Genomic DNA, 17525 nt, shown 5'->3' with positions numbered 1-17525 from the left:
AAATCCCCGGCTGTGAGGCCGGGGATTTTTTGTTTGTTTAGCGGAAGCTCATCTGCACCATTCGAAGGCTTTCAAAGGCTTGTCGCTGGTTATATTCGTTGGTCATCGAACGACTGTTCAACAGGTCGACAATGGTACCAATGCCACAGAAACCGAGCGTGAGAAAGTACAAAATACCCATCCCGATCTGACCCAGAATCAGGCGGTGAATACCCGCAAACCCGGCAAATCCGGCCAGAGCCACAATCAGAATCGTCTGATTGTCTTTGCGTTTGGTACGGTACAGGTACACAAACTGCTCCAGTTGCTGAGGGGTCAGGTCGCGGGTGATACTCTGGATATAGTTCAATTCTTCGGGTTGCATGTCGGGTAAGTACAGCAACGGATTCGGGTTCGCGGAGTTCATTGTATTTGGTGTTTGTTTGTTGAGTCAAATTTGACGAGTTGCCACATACGATTCAACAAAATCAGGAGAGCCGGAATGGCGAGCGGATGACTGGCCCAGGATTCGGCTAAACGGCCATGCAACAAGTGACTCACGCCATGCCCCAACCCGCAACCGGGGCAATGCTCGAACCCAGCCGCCCGAAATACGCAGACGGAGTAATGCGCCGACTCGACCTCGGTAAAGGCCAGCCATAACAGACCGGCCACCCAAACAAACAGTTCGATATAACGACCAAAGCGAGTCATGAGGGCTTCAGGTTAGCTTATAACCAGGGTCGGCGCTTTTTGAAGGCGCGTTTCAGGCCCAGTACCAGCAACACCGCGCCGATAAGACCAAACAAGAGGGCTAGTTGACCCAGATTCAGGATGGCAAACACAATGGCCACCAGAATCACAAACACGGAGGCTTTGAGTTTCCAGTCGATGCGTTGCCACCAGTTGAGTTCTTCGCGGAGGGGTAACCCCAGCGATTCCCGGATTCGGTTGCCCAGTCGCAACTGGCTTTTGGATTTAGGGCGGGGCCGGGGTTGCTCAGAGACCGTTTGGCCCGACTCGCTTATTAGCCGCTCGACTCGCTTCAGCCGGTTGGCCACTCGTTGTTCGGCCGGTATGGTAACGGACGGAGCAACACTGGCCAGTAACGAAGCTGGGTCGGGCTCGGTCACGGGCTGGTTTTCTTCGGCAAACTCGGTCAGGGGCTCCGTTGTAGTGGCAACGTCTGTGCGGCTGAGCGTTAGGGTGTCGGGCCTGGGCTGGGCCATCGGCGACGTGAATCGGGGGGCTGGGGTACGTTGAACAAGGGCGTAGGGCCGTTGACAGGCCGTAAAACAAACGAGAATAAACAGGCTACTCAGCAGCAAAAAGGGGTTTCTCATAGAGCAGGAACGCGATAGTAAACGCTCGAAAATCGAAAGTACAACGAACTTCAGAGCGGTAATCTTATCGAACAACAAAAAATGGAGTGGGCGGGGCAACGCCGGGTTCCGATTTGAGTAGGTAAAGCATCCGTAGGTACTGCTTTCTGATACGAAACGCTTTCAAATCGATCATGAATAATTTTGGTTTTCAATCGCGACGGCACTTTCTGTCGACCGTTGGCGGGGCTGCGCTCACGTTGCCCGCGCTTACCGATGCCCTGGGACAGCCTCTGCAAACCCGCAAACTGGGTATCGCGCTGGTCGGGCTGGGTTATTACAGCAAAAATCTGCTGGCCCCCGCTCTGCAACAAACACAGCACTGTCGACTGGCGGGTATTGTGACAGGCACCCCGGCCAAAGCCGATGAGTGGATGGCTAAGTACAACATCCCGAAAGCGAACGTCTACGACTATAAAAACTTCGATCGAATTGCCGATAACCCCGACATTGACATTGTTTATGTGGTGTTGCCCAACTCCATGCACACCGAATTTGTGGTGCGGGCGGCCCAGGCGGGTAAGCACGTAATCTGCGAAAAGCCCCTGGCCATCACCGAGGCCGAGTGCGACCAGATGATCAATGCCTGCCGGAAGGCCAACAAGCAATTGGCGGTTGGATACCGGCTGCATTATGAGCCATTTACGCAGGAGGTGATGCGGCTGGGGCAGCAAAAAGTGTTCGGGGCCGTTAAGTTTATAGAAAGTAGCGACGGCTTCCGTATTGGCGACCCGAGTCAGTGGCGGATGAAAAAAGCTATGGCGGGTGGTGGCCCGTTGATGGATGTGGGGATTTACGCGGTTCAGGGAGCCCGTTACGTAACTGGCGAAGAGCCAATCTCGGTAACAGCGCAGTTCTCGGCTAAAACGGAGCCACAGAAATTCAAAGAAGTAGAAGAGACCATGTCGTGGCAGTTCCGGTTCCCAAGTGGGGCCATGAGCAACTCAACAACCAGCTACACGGCCGGGGTAGAACGCCTATACGCATCCTGCGAGAAAGGGTGGTTTGAGTTGTCGCCTGCTTTTGGGTACGGTCCGCTCAAAGGGCGTACCAGCAAAGGACCTATCGAAATGCCCGTAGTAAACCATCAGGCGGCCCACATGGATGGTGTCTCTAAGACGTTGCTGGACGGCAAACCCCTGCCCGACCATATCACCGGCGAAGAAGGCAAACGCGACGTTCGGTTGCTTCAGGCAATTTACCGCGCAGCCGAAACCGGCCGAACAATCAATTTGAAATAAAGGAATAGAGGAAAAAGGAGAAGGGAGTAAGGGAGAAAGAAGCCAATCAGCCGTCTTTTCCCTTACTCCCTTTTCCCTTCTCCTCTATTTAATACGCCGTCCGGTCGCGGGCGGCATCCAGATCATTATATTTCCGGTCGAGACCCTCGGTCGATTTATGGTCCGACCGGTCGCCGTGGGCGGCTTCCTGGGCTTTTACGCTACTCTCGTCCATACTTTCGCGCGGCTGACTCATCATCTGAGCTGTTTCCTGTGGCCGTTCGCCCGGTTGGTACGACGAATCTTCTTCACCCTTCACATCATACGGATGCGTGGAATCGCCGGTTGTAGGATGGCGGTCCATACCTTCGTCGGCCGAGACGGCATCGGGGCCGGCCTCCATCCCGTCGTACTGATTTCCGGGCATGGCTTCGCCGGGCTCCAGATCGTCGGTCGACAAGGGGAGCTGATCGGCTGGTCGGGGCTCGATCGTGGCTGTGTACGACAGCTCACTCGCAGCGGGCCAGCCTGTTACGTGAGTCGAACGTTGCTGAAAACCAATCTGATGCGACCGGTCGGGCTCCGTAGGTTCCTGAATTTCGGGCTGATGCGGTTGCGGCTGGCCGGGCAACGGGGTGATTTCCGGAGCCGGGTCGGGCGACATCGGCGGGGTGGGTGTGTCGGGGCCTGCCGGAACCGGATTGTTGGGGTCGGGCGTCGAGGGCGAGGGCGGCACCATGTCGGCAAACACGCCAAAGCTGCTCGTAGCCGTATTGTTCATATCCGACCCATTGGGTTGCACGCGGTCGGTAGGGGTGCTGTCGGTTGCCCCGCTGGCGGTGTTGGCTTCCTGGGCGGGTAAACCCGTGTTCACCGTTGCGCCTGCGTCTGGGTTGCCGGTTATTTCGGCCTCCGCGTGCGGGTTATCGGGCATCTGATCGGGGTCGATGGTATTGCCCGTGCGCAGGGCGGCATCCGAATTTTCGTAGGTTTTCTGGTCGTAGCCCTGTAAGCTTCGCTCTTCGTCGCTGCTGTAGCGGTTGCGGAGCTGCTCGTCCATCACATCATCGTTGGTATCGCCGATGGGGGTGAGTTTACCGTCTACTAATTTGACCATGTTGGTTTCGGCCTGATCGGCTCCGAACATGGTTTCGGCGTTTTCGTTGGAGACCATATTGGCCTGCTGAGCGCCATCGGAAAGGGCTGATGAGTCTGCCATAACAGTTGAGTTGGTTGAGTGAATTGCGTACTCTGTTTTCTATAAACCCTACCTGCCGACAAAGGTTTTAGCCGGTCTTGTATGGGATGGCATTGATTTTGCTCTGAGGCTTCATAGCTCAACAATAGGCTCGTTCAACCAATGTCTTATTCCATGAAACGACTTTACGGAAGTATCTTGCTCCTGTGGCTGGTAAGCCTTTCGGTACACGCCCAGAAGAGCTTTATTTTACAGCACCAGCCCAAAAACGGATTTTTTTCGGTCAGCAGCGGAGTGAGCCTGCCCACGGGGAAGTTCGGGCTTTGCTCGACCCGCGATGAAGAGGCCGGCCTGGCCAAGCAGGGAACTATGGCGAGTATTTCGGCTGGTTACCGGGTGGCAGGCCCTGTTGGTCTGATGGTTCGGTATGAGATTTTTCGCAACCGGGTGCACGAAGAGGCCCTGCTCGACGGGGTGTACCGCATTAATGGTGATACCTGGACCGCCAACGCTGGTTTCTGGGCGATTACCTCGCTCACGGCCGGGCCGTACGTGAACATCCCAATGGGGCGCTGGACCATTCAGGCGCGGGCCACCCTGGGGCAGGCCTCGGGTATTTGCCCCAGCACCAGTTTAAAGGGTCGGTTTATGGATATTCCGATGGCGATTGAAACCAGTGAGGTTCGCTCAACGGCCCGCTCCTACAACGGGGGGCTTACGTTGCGGTACCGGCTCGGTCGGAGCACCGCTCTTCAATTTAATACCGACTACAGCCGCGCTGATTTCACGTTTTCTGATATGAAAACCGTAACCAGCACGGGCCTCGGCCGTGGGCAGACAAGCCTCATGACCAGCGTAAAGCCCATTAGTGTCGTAAGTGTATCGGCAGGTCTTACTGTTCTGTTTGGGAACCGGAGCCGGGTATTTTAAGGCACTCGACTCGAAAGGGGGGCAAGTTTTTTATAACAGGTTTGCCAGAAAAGTTTTTCCATCAGGATTACAGGATAGACAAGAGTAATCCTCCGGGCCGCTAGGCGGTCAAAAAAGAAACGTGTCCTACACGGCTCGAAAGGGGTTTACAGTCTGTAAATCGAAAGTAACGATTCATCGGTCCATTTAGCCGGTACGTCCAAAAGGGCACTGGGGGTTCATAAAGAGGGTGGTAGTTTTGATGCGATAGTTAACCGCACAGTAAACAACAACCCCTTTATGAACCCCTCTTTGCTGCAAAAAATTGCTCAGTTAGGCCTCTCGGCTCGTTCGCGTCAACAAGCCCCTGCCGGGTTAGAACTCCCCTTCCCAAAAGGCCGCCGGTGGGTGCCGCTCTCGGCCATCCTGATGCTCGAAGGCACGAGTAATTACACCCTGTTGCACTTCCGCGACGGTTCACAACTACTCGTGGCCATTACACTCAAGTCGCTGTCCGACCGCTTGCCCGCTGGGTCGTTTGCCCGGCCGCATCGGAAGTATATGTTCAACTGGCAGTATATCAAGATGGTACACCGACCCGACAACGAGGTGGTGCTGGTAGGGGGGATTCGGCTTCCGATTGCCCGCCGACGACTAACCGAGTTTATGAACGAGTACCGGGGGCAACTGCACGCGTAAGTGTAGTTCCAAACAGCCGGGCCGGTTGACCTGCAGCCATCCATTGGCCTGCGGGTCAACCGGTTTTGGTATAAAGCACCCTCAAATTCGACCGTTTGTCCGGTTCCGGTGACGTTTGTCGGGAATCGGTTTGAACCCCATGTTCGTTGCCGTAGTTTAGTACCATAGTTAGGACCCTTACGACAACGGCCATGACACCGACACGAAAACAAGCCCTTATTCGGCGTGTAAAAGATATCACGCTCGGAACAACCCTCACCGTAGCCCTGCTCAACGGGTCGGTGTTACTCCAGAGCTGCGGAGGCAGTAACGACGATGGGTACGCTGACTCCGGGCAGGCCGATACCCAGACCGAGACGTATAAAAAAGGAGTGCTGTCGTACATTACCGAGACAGCCCCCGGCAATTTTAAAATCACCGACGAGCAACAGGTGGGCCCCGAGCGTGCGGGGGCTATCGTGAGCTATTTCGACGGGCACCGCGATACGCTCAGCGTGGCCGCGGCTCAGGCGCTCGTACGCAACGACCCCTCTACCAGCCAGTATTTCAATAATCCATCGGGCTACAATCACGGCAGCGGATTGGCTAATGCCCTGCTGTGGGGTGGCCTCGGCTACATGATTGGGCGGCAGTTTATGGGCAGTGGACCCAATTTTGACCGCGACCGCCGGTATAGCCAGGGGGTTTATACAAACCCAAGTGTGTACGCCCGGTCGAGCGATATTGGCCGTGAGGTGAGCCGCTCGCGGGTGGTCACCAGCCGACCAAGCGGGAGCCGGGGTGGCTTTTTTAGCCGGGGCCGTAGTGGCGGTTTCTCGTCTTAACCAATACGGGCCGATGTTGGTCCGCTTTTCACGTTTTCTTCACCATTGTCAATGATTCAACTTAAAACACTACCCGTTAGCCCCGATAAACAGCTCCGCAACATTGGTTGGGACTGGATGCTGGGCACCGATACTGTACCGTACCTCACCAACGAAGTGGTGACTGTTTCGGAAGCCGATGTGGAAGCCTATCACGAAGCAGCCGCCGAATTATTCGAGATGTACGTGGCGGCCGCGCAACACGTGATTGACCGCGACCGATTTTCTGAACTCGGAATTCCGGCCAACCTCGTTGAGCTGATTCGGCAGTCGTGGGACGATGACCGGCAGATTCACCTCTACGGTCGGTTCGACCTGGCCATGACCGACCGGGGCGTGAAGCTGATTGAGTTCAATGCCGATACGGCAACCTGCCTGCCCGAGACGGCCGTGGTACAGTATGCGCATTTGCGGGCCAACGACCTCGACGAGTCGCGGCAGTTCAATGCCGTGTACGAAACACTGGTGGGGCAGTTCCGGTATCTGCGCGAGCAAAACCCTGACCTCGACCCGTCGCTGTTGCTGTCGACCACCCGCGATATCGACGGTAATGGTATTCCCGAAGACGATGCCAACGTGGCGTTGATTGCCGAGGCCGCCCGCGAGGCTGGCTTCGATACGGCTATTGCCTACATTGATACCGTCGATTTCTCAGCGACCGAAGGCATTTTCCGGCAAGACCCGTTCAGCGGGCGGTTTATCCGGTACGACTACTGGTTTAAGCTGGTGCCCTGGGAAGTGATGGCCGAAGATGAACCGGATTTGTGCGCATTGCTCACGCAAGCTGTACGCAACCGGCGCACACTGGTGCTCAACCCGGCTTACACCTTGCTGTTTCAGTCGAAGTACATCCTGAAAGTATTGTGGGAGCTGTACCCAAATCACCCGTTATTGCTCCGCACCGAAACCCGGCCCTTCGCTGATGTGCCGAGTGTGGAGAAAGTGATTTTTGGGCGTGAAGGCGCCAATGTGCGCATTCTGGAGCCGGGCGGGCAGGTTCGGCAGGCCGCCGACGGTGAGTATGGCGATTACCCCAAAGTGTATCAGCAATACGTGACTTTCCCGACCGACGCGGCTGGCCATACCTATCAGGCCGGTGTGTTTTATGCAGGCGAACCCTGTGGGTTGGGCTTCCGGCGCGGAGGGCTTATTCTGGACAACGGTGCTCAGTTTGTTGGGCACATGGTGGGGTAGTGAAAAAAAATAACGCGCCCGTTCCAACCCTTTCCTCCAGCCGGGAATCCTACTACTGACAATCGAGAGAGGTTTCGTAAGGCAAGATTGTTATCATAGCTCAGAACGCGAGTCGCCCGGCCAGATTTGACCGGGCGACTTTTTGATTTTCAGGGCAATAACTAAGTGAATGGACAATGTAAAATGTATAATGAACAATTGTGTTACCTGTTGATAATCAGTCATCTCATTGTTCATTTTGCACTATTCATTTTACATTTAATTCTGTCCAAATACTTAAGCTGGTATTGTCGGTTTCTCAGTACAGGACATTCAGACTTCAGATACCAGACGTTAGACCTACTACCATCCTGTAGAGAAGTCTAACGTCTAGTGTCCAACATCTAATGGCCAGTTTTATTGACCAAACAGGATTTTGTTGGTCACGTCTTGCTCGATGGTAATGTAGCCGGGATAGTTGACCGCTTTGTTACCGAGGTCGAGCGTCGGTTTGATTTTAATTGTCACGCGAGATGCTTTGGTATCGTCGGAGCCCGCCAGATTGCTCACAAACTGCGCAAAAGCATCGCGGGTTTTGGCATCGGTAAGCAACTGAAATGCGTTGGCGTTGATCCGAATAGGCACCACGGTTTGCCCACCACCCGCCGGTACGGCCACGCGCTGGTTAATGAACCCGTTGAACAGCTCCTGACCTGCCAGTAAAATGCGATATTCCAATTGGTTGATAGCCGCATTGCGGTTGGTGGGGTTGGTAATGCCCAGATTAATACGGGCGTCGAGCGGAACGTTGCGGGTGAGCAAACCGGCGGCAATGCGCGGATACTTAACCGGGTTGAAATCGCTCATATCCTTCATGTTCCGAAACTGACGGATGTCGTAACCAGCCAGGGTAATGCTATCGGCCGACCGAATAGCGTATCGGCAATCGCCCAGCGCTTTGGCTTCGGTCAGTTGGCGGCTTACCCCACAGCGCGTCAAAAGAAGGGGCAACAGAGCCAGTGAAAACAGCAGGAATCGTTTCATAAGTCTTAAATGAGTTAAATTGTGGATCGACCCAGTGATAGCCGTCCACCGGTTCTTTAACCTCAGACAATCCGCAATTGTGTTGGTTTAATAGCGAACCTCTAGGTAATTGAGCGAATGAACAGGCTCAAACCGGCGAACAAATTACGCAAACGGGGTCTTATCCATAAAGGGCCACCCGCGTTGCGACCCCATTTCCCGAAAAAACCATGCAGTTTCAAACCATAAATCCCTATACCGGCCAAGTATTGGCCGAGTACCCAGCGCATACCAAAGCCGAAATTGATCAATTGCTCGGGCAGGCCGACGCCCAGTTTGCCCATTGGTCGGAAGGGCCGTTTGCTATTCGGGCGGCTTGTTTTCGGCGTTTGGGGCGACTGTTGCGTGACCGTCAGGAGGAACTGGCGCAGCTAATGACTGCCGAAATGGGCAAGATCATGGCTGAGTCACGGGCCGAGATTGAGAAATGCGCCGGTCAGTGCGACTATTACGCCGAAAATGCCGAGGCCCTGCTACACCCCGAATCTATCCCGACCGAGGCCCGGCAGAGCGGCTACCGGTACGAGCCGGTGGGTGTGGTGCTGGCCATAATGCCCTGGAATTTTCCGTTTTGGCAGGTATTCCGGTACGCCGTGCCGGCTCTGATGGCGGGTAACGTGACCCTGCTCAAACCGGCCCCCAACACCCTCGGCTGCGGATTCGCCATTGAAACGGCGTTTCGGGACGCGGGCTTCCCTGAAGGTGTGTTTGCCTGTCTGGTTGCCGATGTACCCGCCCTGAAAGCCGTGATCGAAGACGACCGCGTAGGCATGATTACCCTCACCGGTAGCGAGCGGGCCGGGGCTTCGGTAGCGGCCTTGGCGGGTGCGAGCATCAAAAAATGTGTACTTGAATTAGGCGGCAGTGACCCCTTGATCGTGCTGGCCGACGCTGATCTGGATAAAGCCGCGCAAGCAGCCGTAACGTCGCGTATGAGCAATGCCGGTCAGGTGTGCATTGCCGCCAAACGGTGGCTGGTTGAGGAGACTGTTGCTCAGGCTTTCAACCAGCGGGTTGCCGAGCTGATCCGGGGCATTCGGCAGGGCGATCCCTTCGACCCCGCCGTACAGATGGGCCCCATTGCCCGGCTCGATTTGGCCGAGGGGCTCGAAAAACAGCTACAGCAGGCTCTGGCGCAAGGTGCCGAATTGCTTGTAGGTGGCCAACGCAACGGTACGCAGATGCAGCCAACGCTCCTCGGTAACGTGCGGCCCGATAACGTGGTGTTTCAGGAAGAAACCTTCGGGCCTCTGGCGGCTATCACGACCGTTGCCGATGCCGACGAAGCCGTGCGGTTGGCCAATGCATCGCGGTACGGACTGAGTGCCGCCATCTGGACCGCCGACCTCGACCGGGCCGAGCAACTGGCCCGGCGGCTGCGGGTGGGTAGCGTGTTTGTGAATGCGGTGGTCCGGTCCGACTCGCGACTACCCATCGGGGGCGTGAAGAAATCGGGCTACGGTCGCGAACTGGCTGGACCGGGTATTCGGGAGTTTTGTACGGTAAAAACGCTGTACGTGGCGTAACAGTAACTGGCTTGCGGGGCCATCATCGAGTAAGCCGTAGACTGAGGGGCGTTTACCGGGTGGATAGAAATGTGTATTTTTACCCACTCACCCCCGTTTTACGTTGTCATGGTTAATGCCCCCCGCTCGGCTTCGTCAACCCCTCATCAGCCCCGGCGCACGCGTCTGCGGCTGACTATGTACCGGGTGCTGGAAACGTCGACCGGTAAAAAAAGGGGAATGAGTCTGGTTTTCAACGTGGTGCTGGTTACCATTATCACGCTCAATGCAGTGGCTATCGTGCTGCATACGGTTGAGTCGATCAATCGTAAACACGCCGTTCTATTCCGCGACTTCGAGTTTTTCTCGGTGATGTTTTTTACGGTGGAATACCTGTTGCGCGTTTGGGTATCGGTCGAAAACGAGAAATACAGAAACCCGGTCTGGGGGCGACTGCGGTACATGGTTTCCATGTCGGCCATCATTGACCTGCTGGCTATTTTTCCGTTCTATTTCAGTCTGTTTGCGACCGATCTGGCCATTGTTCGGATTCTGCGGATCTTCCGTATTTTCCGGCTGTTCCGTATCAGTCGGTATTCGCACGCGGTCCGGCTCATTCAGCGAGTGGTAGCTGACCGGAAAGAAGAACTGGTGCTTAGTGTAATGTTTATTCTGTTTATGCTCATCATTGTTTCGAGCATCATGTACTACGTGGAGCACCCAGTGCAGCCGAGAACGTTTTCGAGCATACCGGCAACCATGTGGTGGGGGGTAAACGCGATGGCTACGGTTGGGTATGGTGATATTCACCCTATTACCCCTTTGGGCAAGCTACTGGCCGGCATTGCAGCCATGATGGGTATTATGCTGTTTGCCCTGCCAACGGGTATTCTTACATCAGGGTTTCTCGAACACCTGCGGCTTCAGAAAGGGGCTCGTAATTACTGCCCACATTGCGGTAAGGAGATCTGAAATTGTTTCAGGCTGCCCATACGCCGGTTTATAGTTTTCCCGAAACGAAACCCCATAAACCCGAAACTACTCACCCCCGTATTGACCCAGATACCGGAGTAAGGGGGCGAGGTGTAGTGCCTGAATCATCTGGCCGTTGTCGATCAGGGCGAGGGCTTCGGCTGGCGACACCAGATGCACGCTGATTTCTTCGGTGGCTTCAAGTTCCTGCGCCTGCATGAGCGTAACACCCGTAGCCAGGTACGCGTACGTCAGGTTTGAGTGCGTGCCGGGGTTGGCCGAAAGGGTCATCAGCAGTTTCCACTCGCCCCCGCCATAACCCGTTTCTTCCAGCAGTTCGCGTTGGGCCGTGATTAGGGCCGCTTCGGGCCCGGTTGCGCCGTCGTATGATTCTACAACCCCTGCGCATAATTCGTAATGAACAGCCCCAAAACCGTGCCGGTACTGACGGATAAGCACCAGCTTTCCCTCGGTTGTAACGGCTACTACGTTGATCCAGTTGGGGTATTCCAGTACAAAATAATCGGGAATGTAGCCGCCATTGGCCATCCGAACCGCTTCTTTCCGAACGGTAAACCACGGCAGCCGGTGAATGTACTCCGACGATTCGACCTGCCAGGGCTGGGGCTCGTCTGTCATATCTTGCGTTTCAGTTCGAAGTGCTGACCCAAATACAACCGCCGAACCTGCTCGTCGCTCGCGAGGTCCTCGGCGGTACCCTGTTTCAGAATTTTACCTTCGAAAAGCAGGTACGCCCGGTCGGTGATCGAGAGGGTTTCGTTTACGTTGTGGTCGGTAATCAGAATCCCGATGTTGCGGTGTTTCAGCTTGGCTACAATGCTTTGAATATCCTCTACCGCAATCGGGTCGACGCCCGCAAAGGGCTCATCGAGGAGGATAAACTTAGGATCAACGGCCAGGGCGCGGGCAATTTCAGTGCGTCGGCGCTCCCCTCCCGACAGTACTTTGCCGAGGTTTTTGCGGACGTGCTTGAGGCTGAATTCTTCGAGCAGATCCTCTACTTTGTCGCGTTGTTCGGCCTTTGAGAGCTTGGTCATTTCGAGTACGGCCAGAATATTTTCTTCCACCGTCAGATCGCGAAAAACCGAAGCCTCCTGCGCCAGATACCCTAACCCAAGCCGGGCCCGCTTGTACATGGGCAGGTCGGTCACGTCGGTATCGTCGATGTACACCTTGCCGCTATTGGGTTTGATAAGGCCCACAGCCATGTAAAACGACGTGGTTTTACCCGCGCCATTGGGGCCAAGCAGCCCGACAATCTCGCCCTGCGCCACCTGGTACGACACGTTGTTGTTGACCAGCCGGGAGCCGTATTTCTTGATGAGGTTTTCTGTTCTGAGAATCATTAAATCCTGAATAATCGATCAAGCAACCGCGTTGGGCTGCTGGGTAGAGTCAAGCGTTGGCGGGGTAGGGTCAACGCACCGAATGTCTTTCAGTACCAGCTGGATAGATACCTGACCGTTGAAATGGTTTTCTTCAATCTGGTAGCAAATCGACAGGGGCTCATCGTGGTACAGCCGGTCGGCCCACTGCGGAGCCATGTTGAACCCGATGGCCTGAAACTTATACGCCGAGTTGGCCTGCCGTACCCAAAACTTCAGGTGCTTTTGCTGCATGGTCTGAACCGGTCCACAGAGGTACACCTGTTCGGTACAAAAGACCGGTTGTAGGTTGTGCGGCCCAAACGGCCCCATCTGTTTCAAAATTCGGACAAACTTCCCGTCAATCTGATCGAAGTCGAGCGGCATGTCAATTTCAATCAGTGGGGTGAGCATTTCCTCCTGAATTCGGCCCGATACCACCGTCTCGAATTTCTGCCGGAAAGCGGATACGTTTTCGGGTTTCAACGTCAGGCCAGCCGCAAAGGTATGCCCGCCAAACTGTTCGAGCAGGTCGGCACACTCTTCAATGGCCTCGTACACATCGAACCCCGGCACCGACCGCGCCGACCCAGCCACTTTCTCGTTCGACTGCGTCAGAATAACCGTAGGGCGGTAATAGTGTTCGATACAGCGCGAGGCCACAATACCAATAACGCCTTTGTGCCACGATGCGTCGAACAAAACCGTTGATTTAGCATTTTTTAACCATTCGTCGGCCTCGATCATGGCCAATGCCTGCTGGGTGGTGCCTGAGTCGAACTTCTGCCGGTTTACGTTGTGCGTGTTGATCTCCAGCGCAAAGCGGTCGGCTTCGGTATCATCGTCGGCCAACAGCAGCCGCACGGCTTCCTTGGCGTGTTTGATGCGCCCGGCTGCGTTGATGCGCGGCCCCACCTTAAATACCAGGTCGTTGATGTCGAGCTGCCGCGTCGACGGCGTGGCCCGGCTGTCGGTAATCAAGTTGCCCGACTCGTCTTTTTTGGCGTTGGCCACTTTGATTAGCGCCCGCAACCCCGGCCGGGCCTGTTCGTTGAGGCACCGGAGGCCGTAGTAAGCCAGCACCCGGTTTTCGCCCGTGATAGGCACAATGTCCGAAGCAATGCTCACCACCACCAGGTCCAGAAACGGGTAGAGTTGTTCGAGCGGAATACCGTTGAATATACACAGCGCCTGCAACAGCTTGAAACCAACTCCGCAGCCGGTCAACTCTTTGTACGGGTACGCGCAGTCGACGCGTTTGGGGTCGAGTACGGCGGCCGCGTCGGGTATTTCGGTGCCGGGGCGGTGATGGTCGCAGATGATAAAGTCGACCCCCAGGGCTTTGGCTTCGGCAACGCAGTCTATCGATTTGATGCCGCAGTCGAGGGCGACGATGAGGGTAAAGCCATTGTCGGCAGCCCACCTAACCCCGGCCTGTGAAATACCATACCCCTCGGCGTAGCGGTCGGGGATGTAGTAGTCGAGATGGGGGTGCAGGGTCTTCATGAACCCGTAAAACAGGGCTACCGAGGTGGTTCCGTCGACGTCGTAATCCCCGTAAACCAGAATTTTTTCCTGGCGCACCATCGCCATCGTGAGCCGGGTGATAGCCCGGTCCATGTCGCGCATGGCAAACGGGTCGTGCAGGTGGCCAATTTCGGGTCGGAAAAAAACGCGGGCTTCTTCATAGCCCGACACCCCGCGCTGTACGAGCAAGCTCGCCAGAAACGGGCTGACCTTTAACTCGTGCGTCAGAGTCTCAATAGCCGCTCGCTGTGCGGGTGCATCGGGAAACGGCTTGGTGATCCATCGACGGGGCTTCATAATTAATTCTCAATGAGCAGTTAGCAAACAGAACAACGAGCGGACCAAGGGGTAACTTACTCAACCGGGTTGCTTATGTTCGTGGAGCAGAATTAAATGTATAATGAACAGTGTAGAATGTACAATGAAAGAGCTGACCGTCAACAGGTAATCCAATTGTTCAATATGCATTTTACATTGTTCATTCACTTATGTTCGTGTACTTTATGGCAAGATAACAGCGTTTTTACAAAAAATTATAGTCAATGCGCTTTCTGATGCACCTCCTGGCCCTCGCGCCCTCCTTCGTTGTTCCGGCCCCCGCTTCGGAAAAAGCAACCCTCACCGTCACCGTCCAGAATGTTCAGACCAAGAAAGGAACCATCCGGATTGCGCTGATGAAATCGTGTGCCAAATTCCCTGAATGTAAGCCCGATGATACCGCCATTATTGAGGCTAAGAATGGGATGATTCAAAAAGAATTTGACGTTGAACCCGGCGAATACGCGGTGGCTGTTTACCACGATGTAAACGCCAACGGCACCCTTGACAAGCGTATGTTCGGAATACCTAAAGAACCGTATGGCTTTAGTAATAATTTCCGGCCGACGCTCTCGGCTCCAAAATTTACGGATTGCAAAATTGTGGTTGGCTCGGGCGGCAAGGCTATTTCTATTCGAATCGAATAACAGCTTATGCCTTGCGAAAAGGCCCTTGCAGAAGGCTATTGGCCAAATAAACGCTTAGTGGAAGTATCTGATAGGGGTACCTTGATGAGCGGTGTCCTGCAGTTAGTTAGAGACAAAGCTGATGGGTGAGGAGTCAAAAAAACGGCTCTTTCCCCGTTGGTATGTTCAGGGAAAGAGCCGCTTGAGGGGGCTACTTAGTAGTTAATCAGGTCGTCTTCCAGTTCAGGCTGTGCCGGCATTGGTTTGAGCATGACGCCCGTGAGCGACCAGATAACCAGTTGGAGCTGGTGCAGGCTTTCAACGTACACAACGTTGGCTTCGATCTGCAAGACCCATACCCGATCTTTCCGGTATAACGAAACAGGTCTCCGGCCCGTTTGTAACACCATCGTGTAGCAGGTGCTCAGCGGCTCCGTCTCACGAAAGCCCAGTCGGCAAAGCGTGTAGTGGCTGATAGCACAGGGTCTTAATTCGCTGTAGGTCGACCTTTCTTCGCAGAAACCATAAATGTCGAGTAGGCATACCTGTTCTTTGCCTACTGATTGAACAATTGCGGTGTAACGTTCCTGACCGTCGTAAAGGACTACAGCACCCTCAAAAAGTTGATCCCGGGTAATCGCTTGTCTCATAGGCGTACTGATGGAAAAGAATGTTGGACTGATGGGAGAGATTGATAGTGAATTTTCTCCATAAATATGATAAAAATTTATTTTATGCGTATATATAGTGTTAAATATTTATTGAATAGTCCTAAATAAAATATAAATGGAGTATTTTATACATGAGTAGATATGCTATTCAGTGTATTGGGTACAAGGAATAAAACCTCTTTCCCCGATGCTTTGGAAGAGGGTAAAAACAATTTAGACAGGTCGGAATAGACAAGTAGACAAAGAAATTCGTACCTTTGACCGGCAAATAACAATCTCTGCTATTTGCCATGAGCTTAGACTCCGCCAAGTTTCTCTACGAGGCTCTCACCTACGACGACGTACTGCTGCTGCCTGCCTACTCGGAAGTGCTCCCCCGCGACACCCAAACCGAAACGCAGCTTACCCGCAACATCCGGCTTAACATTCCTCTGGTATCGGCTGCTATGGATACCGTTACCGAGTCGGAAACGGCTATTGCGATGGCGCAGGAAGGTGGGATCGGCATCATCCACAAGAACATGAGTATCGAGGCTCAGGCCGAGCAGGTTCGGAAGGTGAAACGCTCCGAAAGTGGGATGATCATTGACCCGGTGACGCTGTCGCACGGAGCTACTCTTGCCGACGCCCATCGGTACATGCGGGAGTTCAAAATCGGGGGTATTCCGGTAGTCGATGAGCAGAATGTACTCGTTGGGATTCTGACCAACCGCGACCTGCGTTTCCAGCGCGACATGAGCCGCCCCGCTACCGACGTCATGACGAAGGAGAACCTGATTACGGCCCGCGAAGGCATCACGCTCGAAGAAGCGGAGAATATCCTTCAGGAATACCGGATCGAGAAACTGCCCATCGTAAACGCTGAATACAAACTCGTTGGGCTGATTACCTACAAAGACATTCTGAAGCGTAAGAGTCACCCCAATGCCTGTAAAGACGAATGGGGCCGCCTGCGCGTTGGAGCCGCAGTGGGGGTTACCCCCGATCTGATGAAACGGATTGAGGCTCTGGTGAAAGCTGGGGTCGACGTGATTAGCGTTGATACCGCTCACGGTCACTCAAAAGGTGTGATCGATGCGGTTCGGAATATTAAGCAAAACTTCCCCAAACTCGACGTCATTGCCGGTAACGTAGCCACGGGCGACGGAGCCAAAGCCCTTGCCGATGCGGGTGCCGATGCCGTAAAAGTGGGGGTAGGGCCAGGGAGTATCTGTACCACCCGAATTATTGCCGGTATTGGTATGCCGCAGCTGACGGCCGTGTATGAGGCTGCCAAAGCGTTGAAAGACACAGGGGTTCCGGTTATTGCCGATGGTGGTATCCGGTTCTCGGGCGATATTACCAAGGCCATTGCGGGCGGAGCCAGCACGGTTATGATTGGTTCACTGCTGGCAGGTACCGAAGAGGCTCCCGGCGAAGTGGTGATTTACGAAGGTCGCCGGTTCAAAAGCTACCGGGGCATGGGCTCGGTAGAGGCTATGGAAGAAGGCTCGAAAGACCGGTATTTCCAGGATGCCGAAGACGATGTGAAGAAACTGGTGCCCGAAGGTATTGTAGGCCGCGTACCCTACAAAGGTCGCCTGTCCGAAATTATTTACCAGATGGTGGGCGGTCTGAAAGCCGGTATGGGGTACTGCGGAGCCGCAAGTATTCCGGCTTTGCAGGAGGCCCGGTTTGTGAAAATCACAACGGCTGGGGTGAAAGAAAGCCATCCGCACGATATTCTGATTTCGAAAGAAGCACCGAATTACTCATCGCGGTAGTCGGTAGATGTATTGAGTGATTAGATTGTTCTCGTTTGTGCTGTCCCTGTTTAACCACTGCCAGTGGTCGAAGACCCCACAGCGGACGTTGCTGGCAGTGGTTTTCTTATCGCTCAATACGTGTAGAAACGAAACGGGTTTTTCGGATAGTCCGAAAAACCCGTTTCGTTTTATGGCTTCAACATTCGGCACTTTAATCGTAGGTGTTGATGATGAGCGAGTAGCTAACTGAACATGAACGATTCCCAACCT

18 protein-coding genes are annotated in these 17525 nt (G+C 54.4%); 9 read left to right on the top strand and 9 right to left on the bottom strand.

What is annotated here, in order from left to right:
• Positions 1–37: 37 nt before the first annotated feature.
• From F5984_RS10670 to F5984_RS10660, 3 genes are read right to left on the bottom strand one after another with little or no spacing between them, the layout of a single operon-like run.
• Positions 38–406, bottom strand: coding sequence for a TM2 domain-containing protein (locus F5984_RS10670; protein WP_152124234.1), 369 nt, complete (start codon positions 404–406; stop codon positions 38–40).
• The gene (locus tag F5984_RS10665; RefSeq protein ID WP_152124233.1) at positions 403–693 is read right to left on the bottom strand and encodes a DUF2752 domain-containing protein; all 291 of its coding nucleotides are present in this window, start codon (positions 691–693) and stop codon (positions 403–405) included. The genes F5984_RS10670 and F5984_RS10665 overlap by 4 nt, the downstream gene beginning before the upstream one ends.
• 17 nt (positions 694–710) lie before the next feature.
• Entirely contained in the window at positions 711–1322 is a 612-nt protein-coding gene (locus tag F5984_RS10660; protein WP_152124232.1) for a hypothetical protein, read from the bottom strand.
• A 173-nt stretch (positions 1323–1495) separates the two neighbouring features.
• Here F5984_RS10660 and F5984_RS10655 point away from each other — a divergent pair, with 173 nt between their 5' ends.
• A complete protein-coding gene (locus tag F5984_RS10655; RefSeq protein WP_152124231.1) occupies positions 1496–2602 on the top strand; it encodes a Gfo/Idh/MocA family protein in 1107 nt (368 codons plus the stop codon).
• Positions 2603–2690: 88 nt separating this feature from the next.
• Here the strand turns inward: F5984_RS10655 and F5984_RS10650 are convergent, their stop codons facing one another.
• Positions 2691–3800, bottom strand: a complete 1110-nt coding sequence (locus tag F5984_RS10650; protein ID WP_152124230.1) for a hypothetical protein — start codon at positions 3798–3800, stop codon at positions 2691–2693.
• Positions 3801–3953: 153 nt separating this feature from the next.
• Between F5984_RS10650 and F5984_RS10645 the strand changes: the two genes are divergently transcribed.
• The 4 genes from F5984_RS10645 (at position 3954) to F5984_RS10630 (ending at position 7444) form a co-directional block, all read left to right on the top strand.
• Positions 3954–4709: an outer membrane beta-barrel protein gene (locus F5984_RS10645; protein ID WP_152124229.1), complete on the top strand. Its 756-nt coding sequence runs from the start codon at positions 3954–3956 to the stop codon at positions 4707–4709.
• Positions 4710–4988: 279 nt separating this feature from the next.
• Entirely contained in the window at positions 4989–5387 is a 399-nt protein-coding gene (locus tag F5984_RS10640) for a LytR/AlgR family response regulator transcription factor (RefSeq protein WP_152124228.1), read from the top strand.
• 191 nt (positions 5388–5578) lie between these two features.
• Entirely contained in the window at positions 5579–6211 is a 633-nt protein-coding gene (locus tag F5984_RS10635) for a hypothetical protein (RefSeq protein WP_019990331.1), read from the top strand.
• 51 nt (positions 6212–6262) lie between these two features.
• On the top strand, positions 6263–7444 hold the full coding sequence (locus tag F5984_RS10630; protein ID WP_152124227.1) for a glutathionylspermidine synthase family protein: 1182 nt from the start codon (positions 6263–6265) through the stop codon (positions 7442–7444).
• Positions 7445–7840: 396 nt separating this feature from the next.
• Here the strand turns inward: F5984_RS10630 and F5984_RS10625 are convergent, their stop codons facing one another.
• Positions 7841–8467, bottom strand: coding sequence for a hypothetical protein (locus F5984_RS10625; RefSeq protein ID WP_152124226.1), 627 nt, complete (start codon positions 8465–8467; stop codon positions 7841–7843).
• Between the two features lie 209 nt (positions 8468–8676).
• Between F5984_RS10625 and F5984_RS10620 the strand changes: the two genes are divergently transcribed.
• Together F5984_RS10620 and F5984_RS10615 are read left to right on the top strand one after the other, a co-directional pair.
• A complete protein-coding gene (locus F5984_RS10620) occupies positions 8677–10032 on the top strand; it encodes an NAD-dependent succinate-semialdehyde dehydrogenase (RefSeq protein ID WP_152124225.1) in 1356 nt (451 codons plus the stop codon).
• A 108-nt stretch (positions 10033–10140) separates the two neighbouring features.
• The gene (locus F5984_RS10615) at positions 10141–10983 is read left to right on the top strand and encodes an ion transporter (protein WP_246168906.1); all 843 of its coding nucleotides are present in this window, start codon (positions 10141–10143) and stop codon (positions 10981–10983) included.
• A 66-nt stretch (positions 10984–11049) separates the two neighbouring features.
• On the opposite strand, the gene F5984_RS10610 is transcribed toward F5984_RS10615, so the two are convergent.
• Genes F5984_RS10610 through recJ form a run of 3 tightly spaced genes read right to left on the bottom strand, consistent with a single transcriptional unit; the run spans position 11050 to position 14192 of the window.
• Entirely contained in the window at positions 11050–11622 is a 573-nt protein-coding gene (locus F5984_RS10610) for an NUDIX hydrolase (RefSeq protein ID WP_152124224.1), read from the bottom strand.
• Positions 11619–12350, bottom strand: coding sequence for an LPS export ABC transporter ATP-binding protein (gene lptB, locus F5984_RS10605; RefSeq protein WP_019990337.1), 732 nt, complete (start codon positions 12348–12350; stop codon positions 11619–11621). Before lptB ends, F5984_RS10610 begins: the two co-directional genes overlap by 4 nt.
• Before the next feature lie 18 nt (positions 12351–12368).
• Positions 12369–14192, bottom strand: coding sequence for a single-stranded-DNA-specific exonuclease RecJ (recJ, locus tag F5984_RS10600; protein ID WP_185155480.1), 1824 nt, complete (start codon positions 14190–14192; stop codon positions 12369–12371).
• 245 nt (positions 14193–14437) lie between these two features.
• On the opposite strand from recJ, the gene F5984_RS10595 reads away from it, so the two are divergent.
• Entirely contained in the window at positions 14438–14860 is a 423-nt protein-coding gene (locus F5984_RS10595) for a DUF2141 domain-containing protein (protein WP_152124223.1), read from the top strand.
• Between the two features lie 194 nt (positions 14861–15054).
• Here F5984_RS10595 and F5984_RS10590 read toward each other — a convergent pair whose 3' ends face one another.
• The gene (locus F5984_RS10590; protein ID WP_152124222.1) at positions 15055–15489 is read right to left on the bottom strand and encodes a hypothetical protein; all 435 of its coding nucleotides are present in this window, start codon (positions 15487–15489) and stop codon (positions 15055–15057) included.
• Positions 15490–15800: 311 nt separating this feature from the next.
• Here F5984_RS10590 and guaB point away from each other — a divergent pair, with 311 nt between their 5' ends.
• The gene (guaB, locus tag F5984_RS10585) at positions 15801–17273 is read left to right on the top strand and encodes an IMP dehydrogenase (protein WP_152124221.1); all 1473 of its coding nucleotides are present in this window, start codon (positions 15801–15803) and stop codon (positions 17271–17273) included.
• Positions 17274–17525: the final 252 nt, after the last annotated feature.

Source organism: Rudanella paleaurantiibacter (genome assembly GCF_009184635.1).
Classification (GTDB): Bacteria; Bacteroidota; Bacteroidia; order Cytophagales; family Spirosomataceae; genus Rudanella; species Rudanella paleaurantiibacter.
Note: the sequence above shows the minus strand (reverse complement) of the source record. Positions and strands in the feature narration are given on the sequence as shown.

Bases quoted from the DNA above. Each gene is read 5' to 3' on its own strand.
- F5984_RS10670 (WP_152124234.1), bottom strand. From the start codon at position 406: ATGAACTCCGCGAACCCGAATCCGTTGCTGTACTTACCCGACATGCAA.
- F5984_RS10665 (WP_152124233.1), bottom strand. From the start codon at position 693: ATGACTCGCTTTGGTCGTTATATCGAACTGTTTGTTTGGGTGGCCGGT.
- F5984_RS10660 (WP_152124232.1), bottom strand. From the start codon at position 1,322: ATGAGAAACCCCTTTTTGCTGCTGAGTAGCCTGTTTATTCTCGTTTGT.
- F5984_RS10655 (WP_152124231.1), top strand. From the start codon at position 1,496: ATGAATAATTTTGGTTTTCAATCGCGACGGCACTTTCTGTCGACCGTT.
- F5984_RS10650 (WP_152124230.1), bottom strand. From the start codon at position 3,800: ATGGCAGACTCATCAGCCCTTTCCGATGGCGCTCAGCAGGCCAATATG.
- F5984_RS10645 (WP_152124229.1), top strand. From the start codon at position 3,954: ATGAAACGACTTTACGGAAGTATCTTGCTCCTGTGGCTGGTAAGCCTT.
- F5984_RS10640 (WP_152124228.1), top strand. From the start codon at position 4,989: ATGAACCCCTCTTTGCTGCAAAAAATTGCTCAGTTAGGCCTCTCGGCT.
- F5984_RS10635 (WP_019990331.1), top strand. From the start codon at position 5,579: ATGACACCGACACGAAAACAAGCCCTTATTCGGCGTGTAAAAGATATC.
- F5984_RS10630 (WP_152124227.1), top strand. From the start codon at position 6,263: ATGATTCAACTTAAAACACTACCCGTTAGCCCCGATAAACAGCTCCGC.
- F5984_RS10625 (WP_152124226.1), bottom strand. From the start codon at position 8,467: ATGAAACGATTCCTGCTGTTTTCACTGGCTCTGTTGCCCCTTCTTTTG.
- F5984_RS10620 (WP_152124225.1), top strand. From the start codon at position 8,677: ATGCAGTTTCAAACCATAAATCCCTATACCGGCCAAGTATTGGCCGAG.
- F5984_RS10615 (WP_246168906.1), top strand. From the start codon at position 10,141: ATGGTTAATGCCCCCCGCTCGGCTTCGTCAACCCCTCATCAGCCCCGG.
- F5984_RS10610 (WP_152124224.1), bottom strand. From the start codon at position 11,622: ATGACAGACGAGCCCCAGCCCTGGCAGGTCGAATCGTCGGAGTACATT.
- lptB (WP_019990337.1), bottom strand. From the start codon at position 12,350: ATGATTCTCAGAACAGAAAACCTCATCAAGAAATACGGCTCCCGGCTG.
- recJ (WP_185155480.1), bottom strand. From the start codon at position 14,192: ATGAAGCCCCGTCGATGGATCACCAAGCCGTTTCCCGATGCACCCGCA.
- F5984_RS10595 (WP_152124223.1), top strand. From the start codon at position 14,438: ATGCGCTTTCTGATGCACCTCCTGGCCCTCGCGCCCTCCTTCGTTGTT.
- F5984_RS10590 (WP_152124222.1), bottom strand. From the start codon at position 15,489: ATGAGACAAGCGATTACCCGGGATCAACTTTTTGAGGGTGCTGTAGTC.
- guaB (WP_152124221.1), top strand. From the start codon at position 15,801: ATGAGCTTAGACTCCGCCAAGTTTCTCTACGAGGCTCTCACCTACGAC.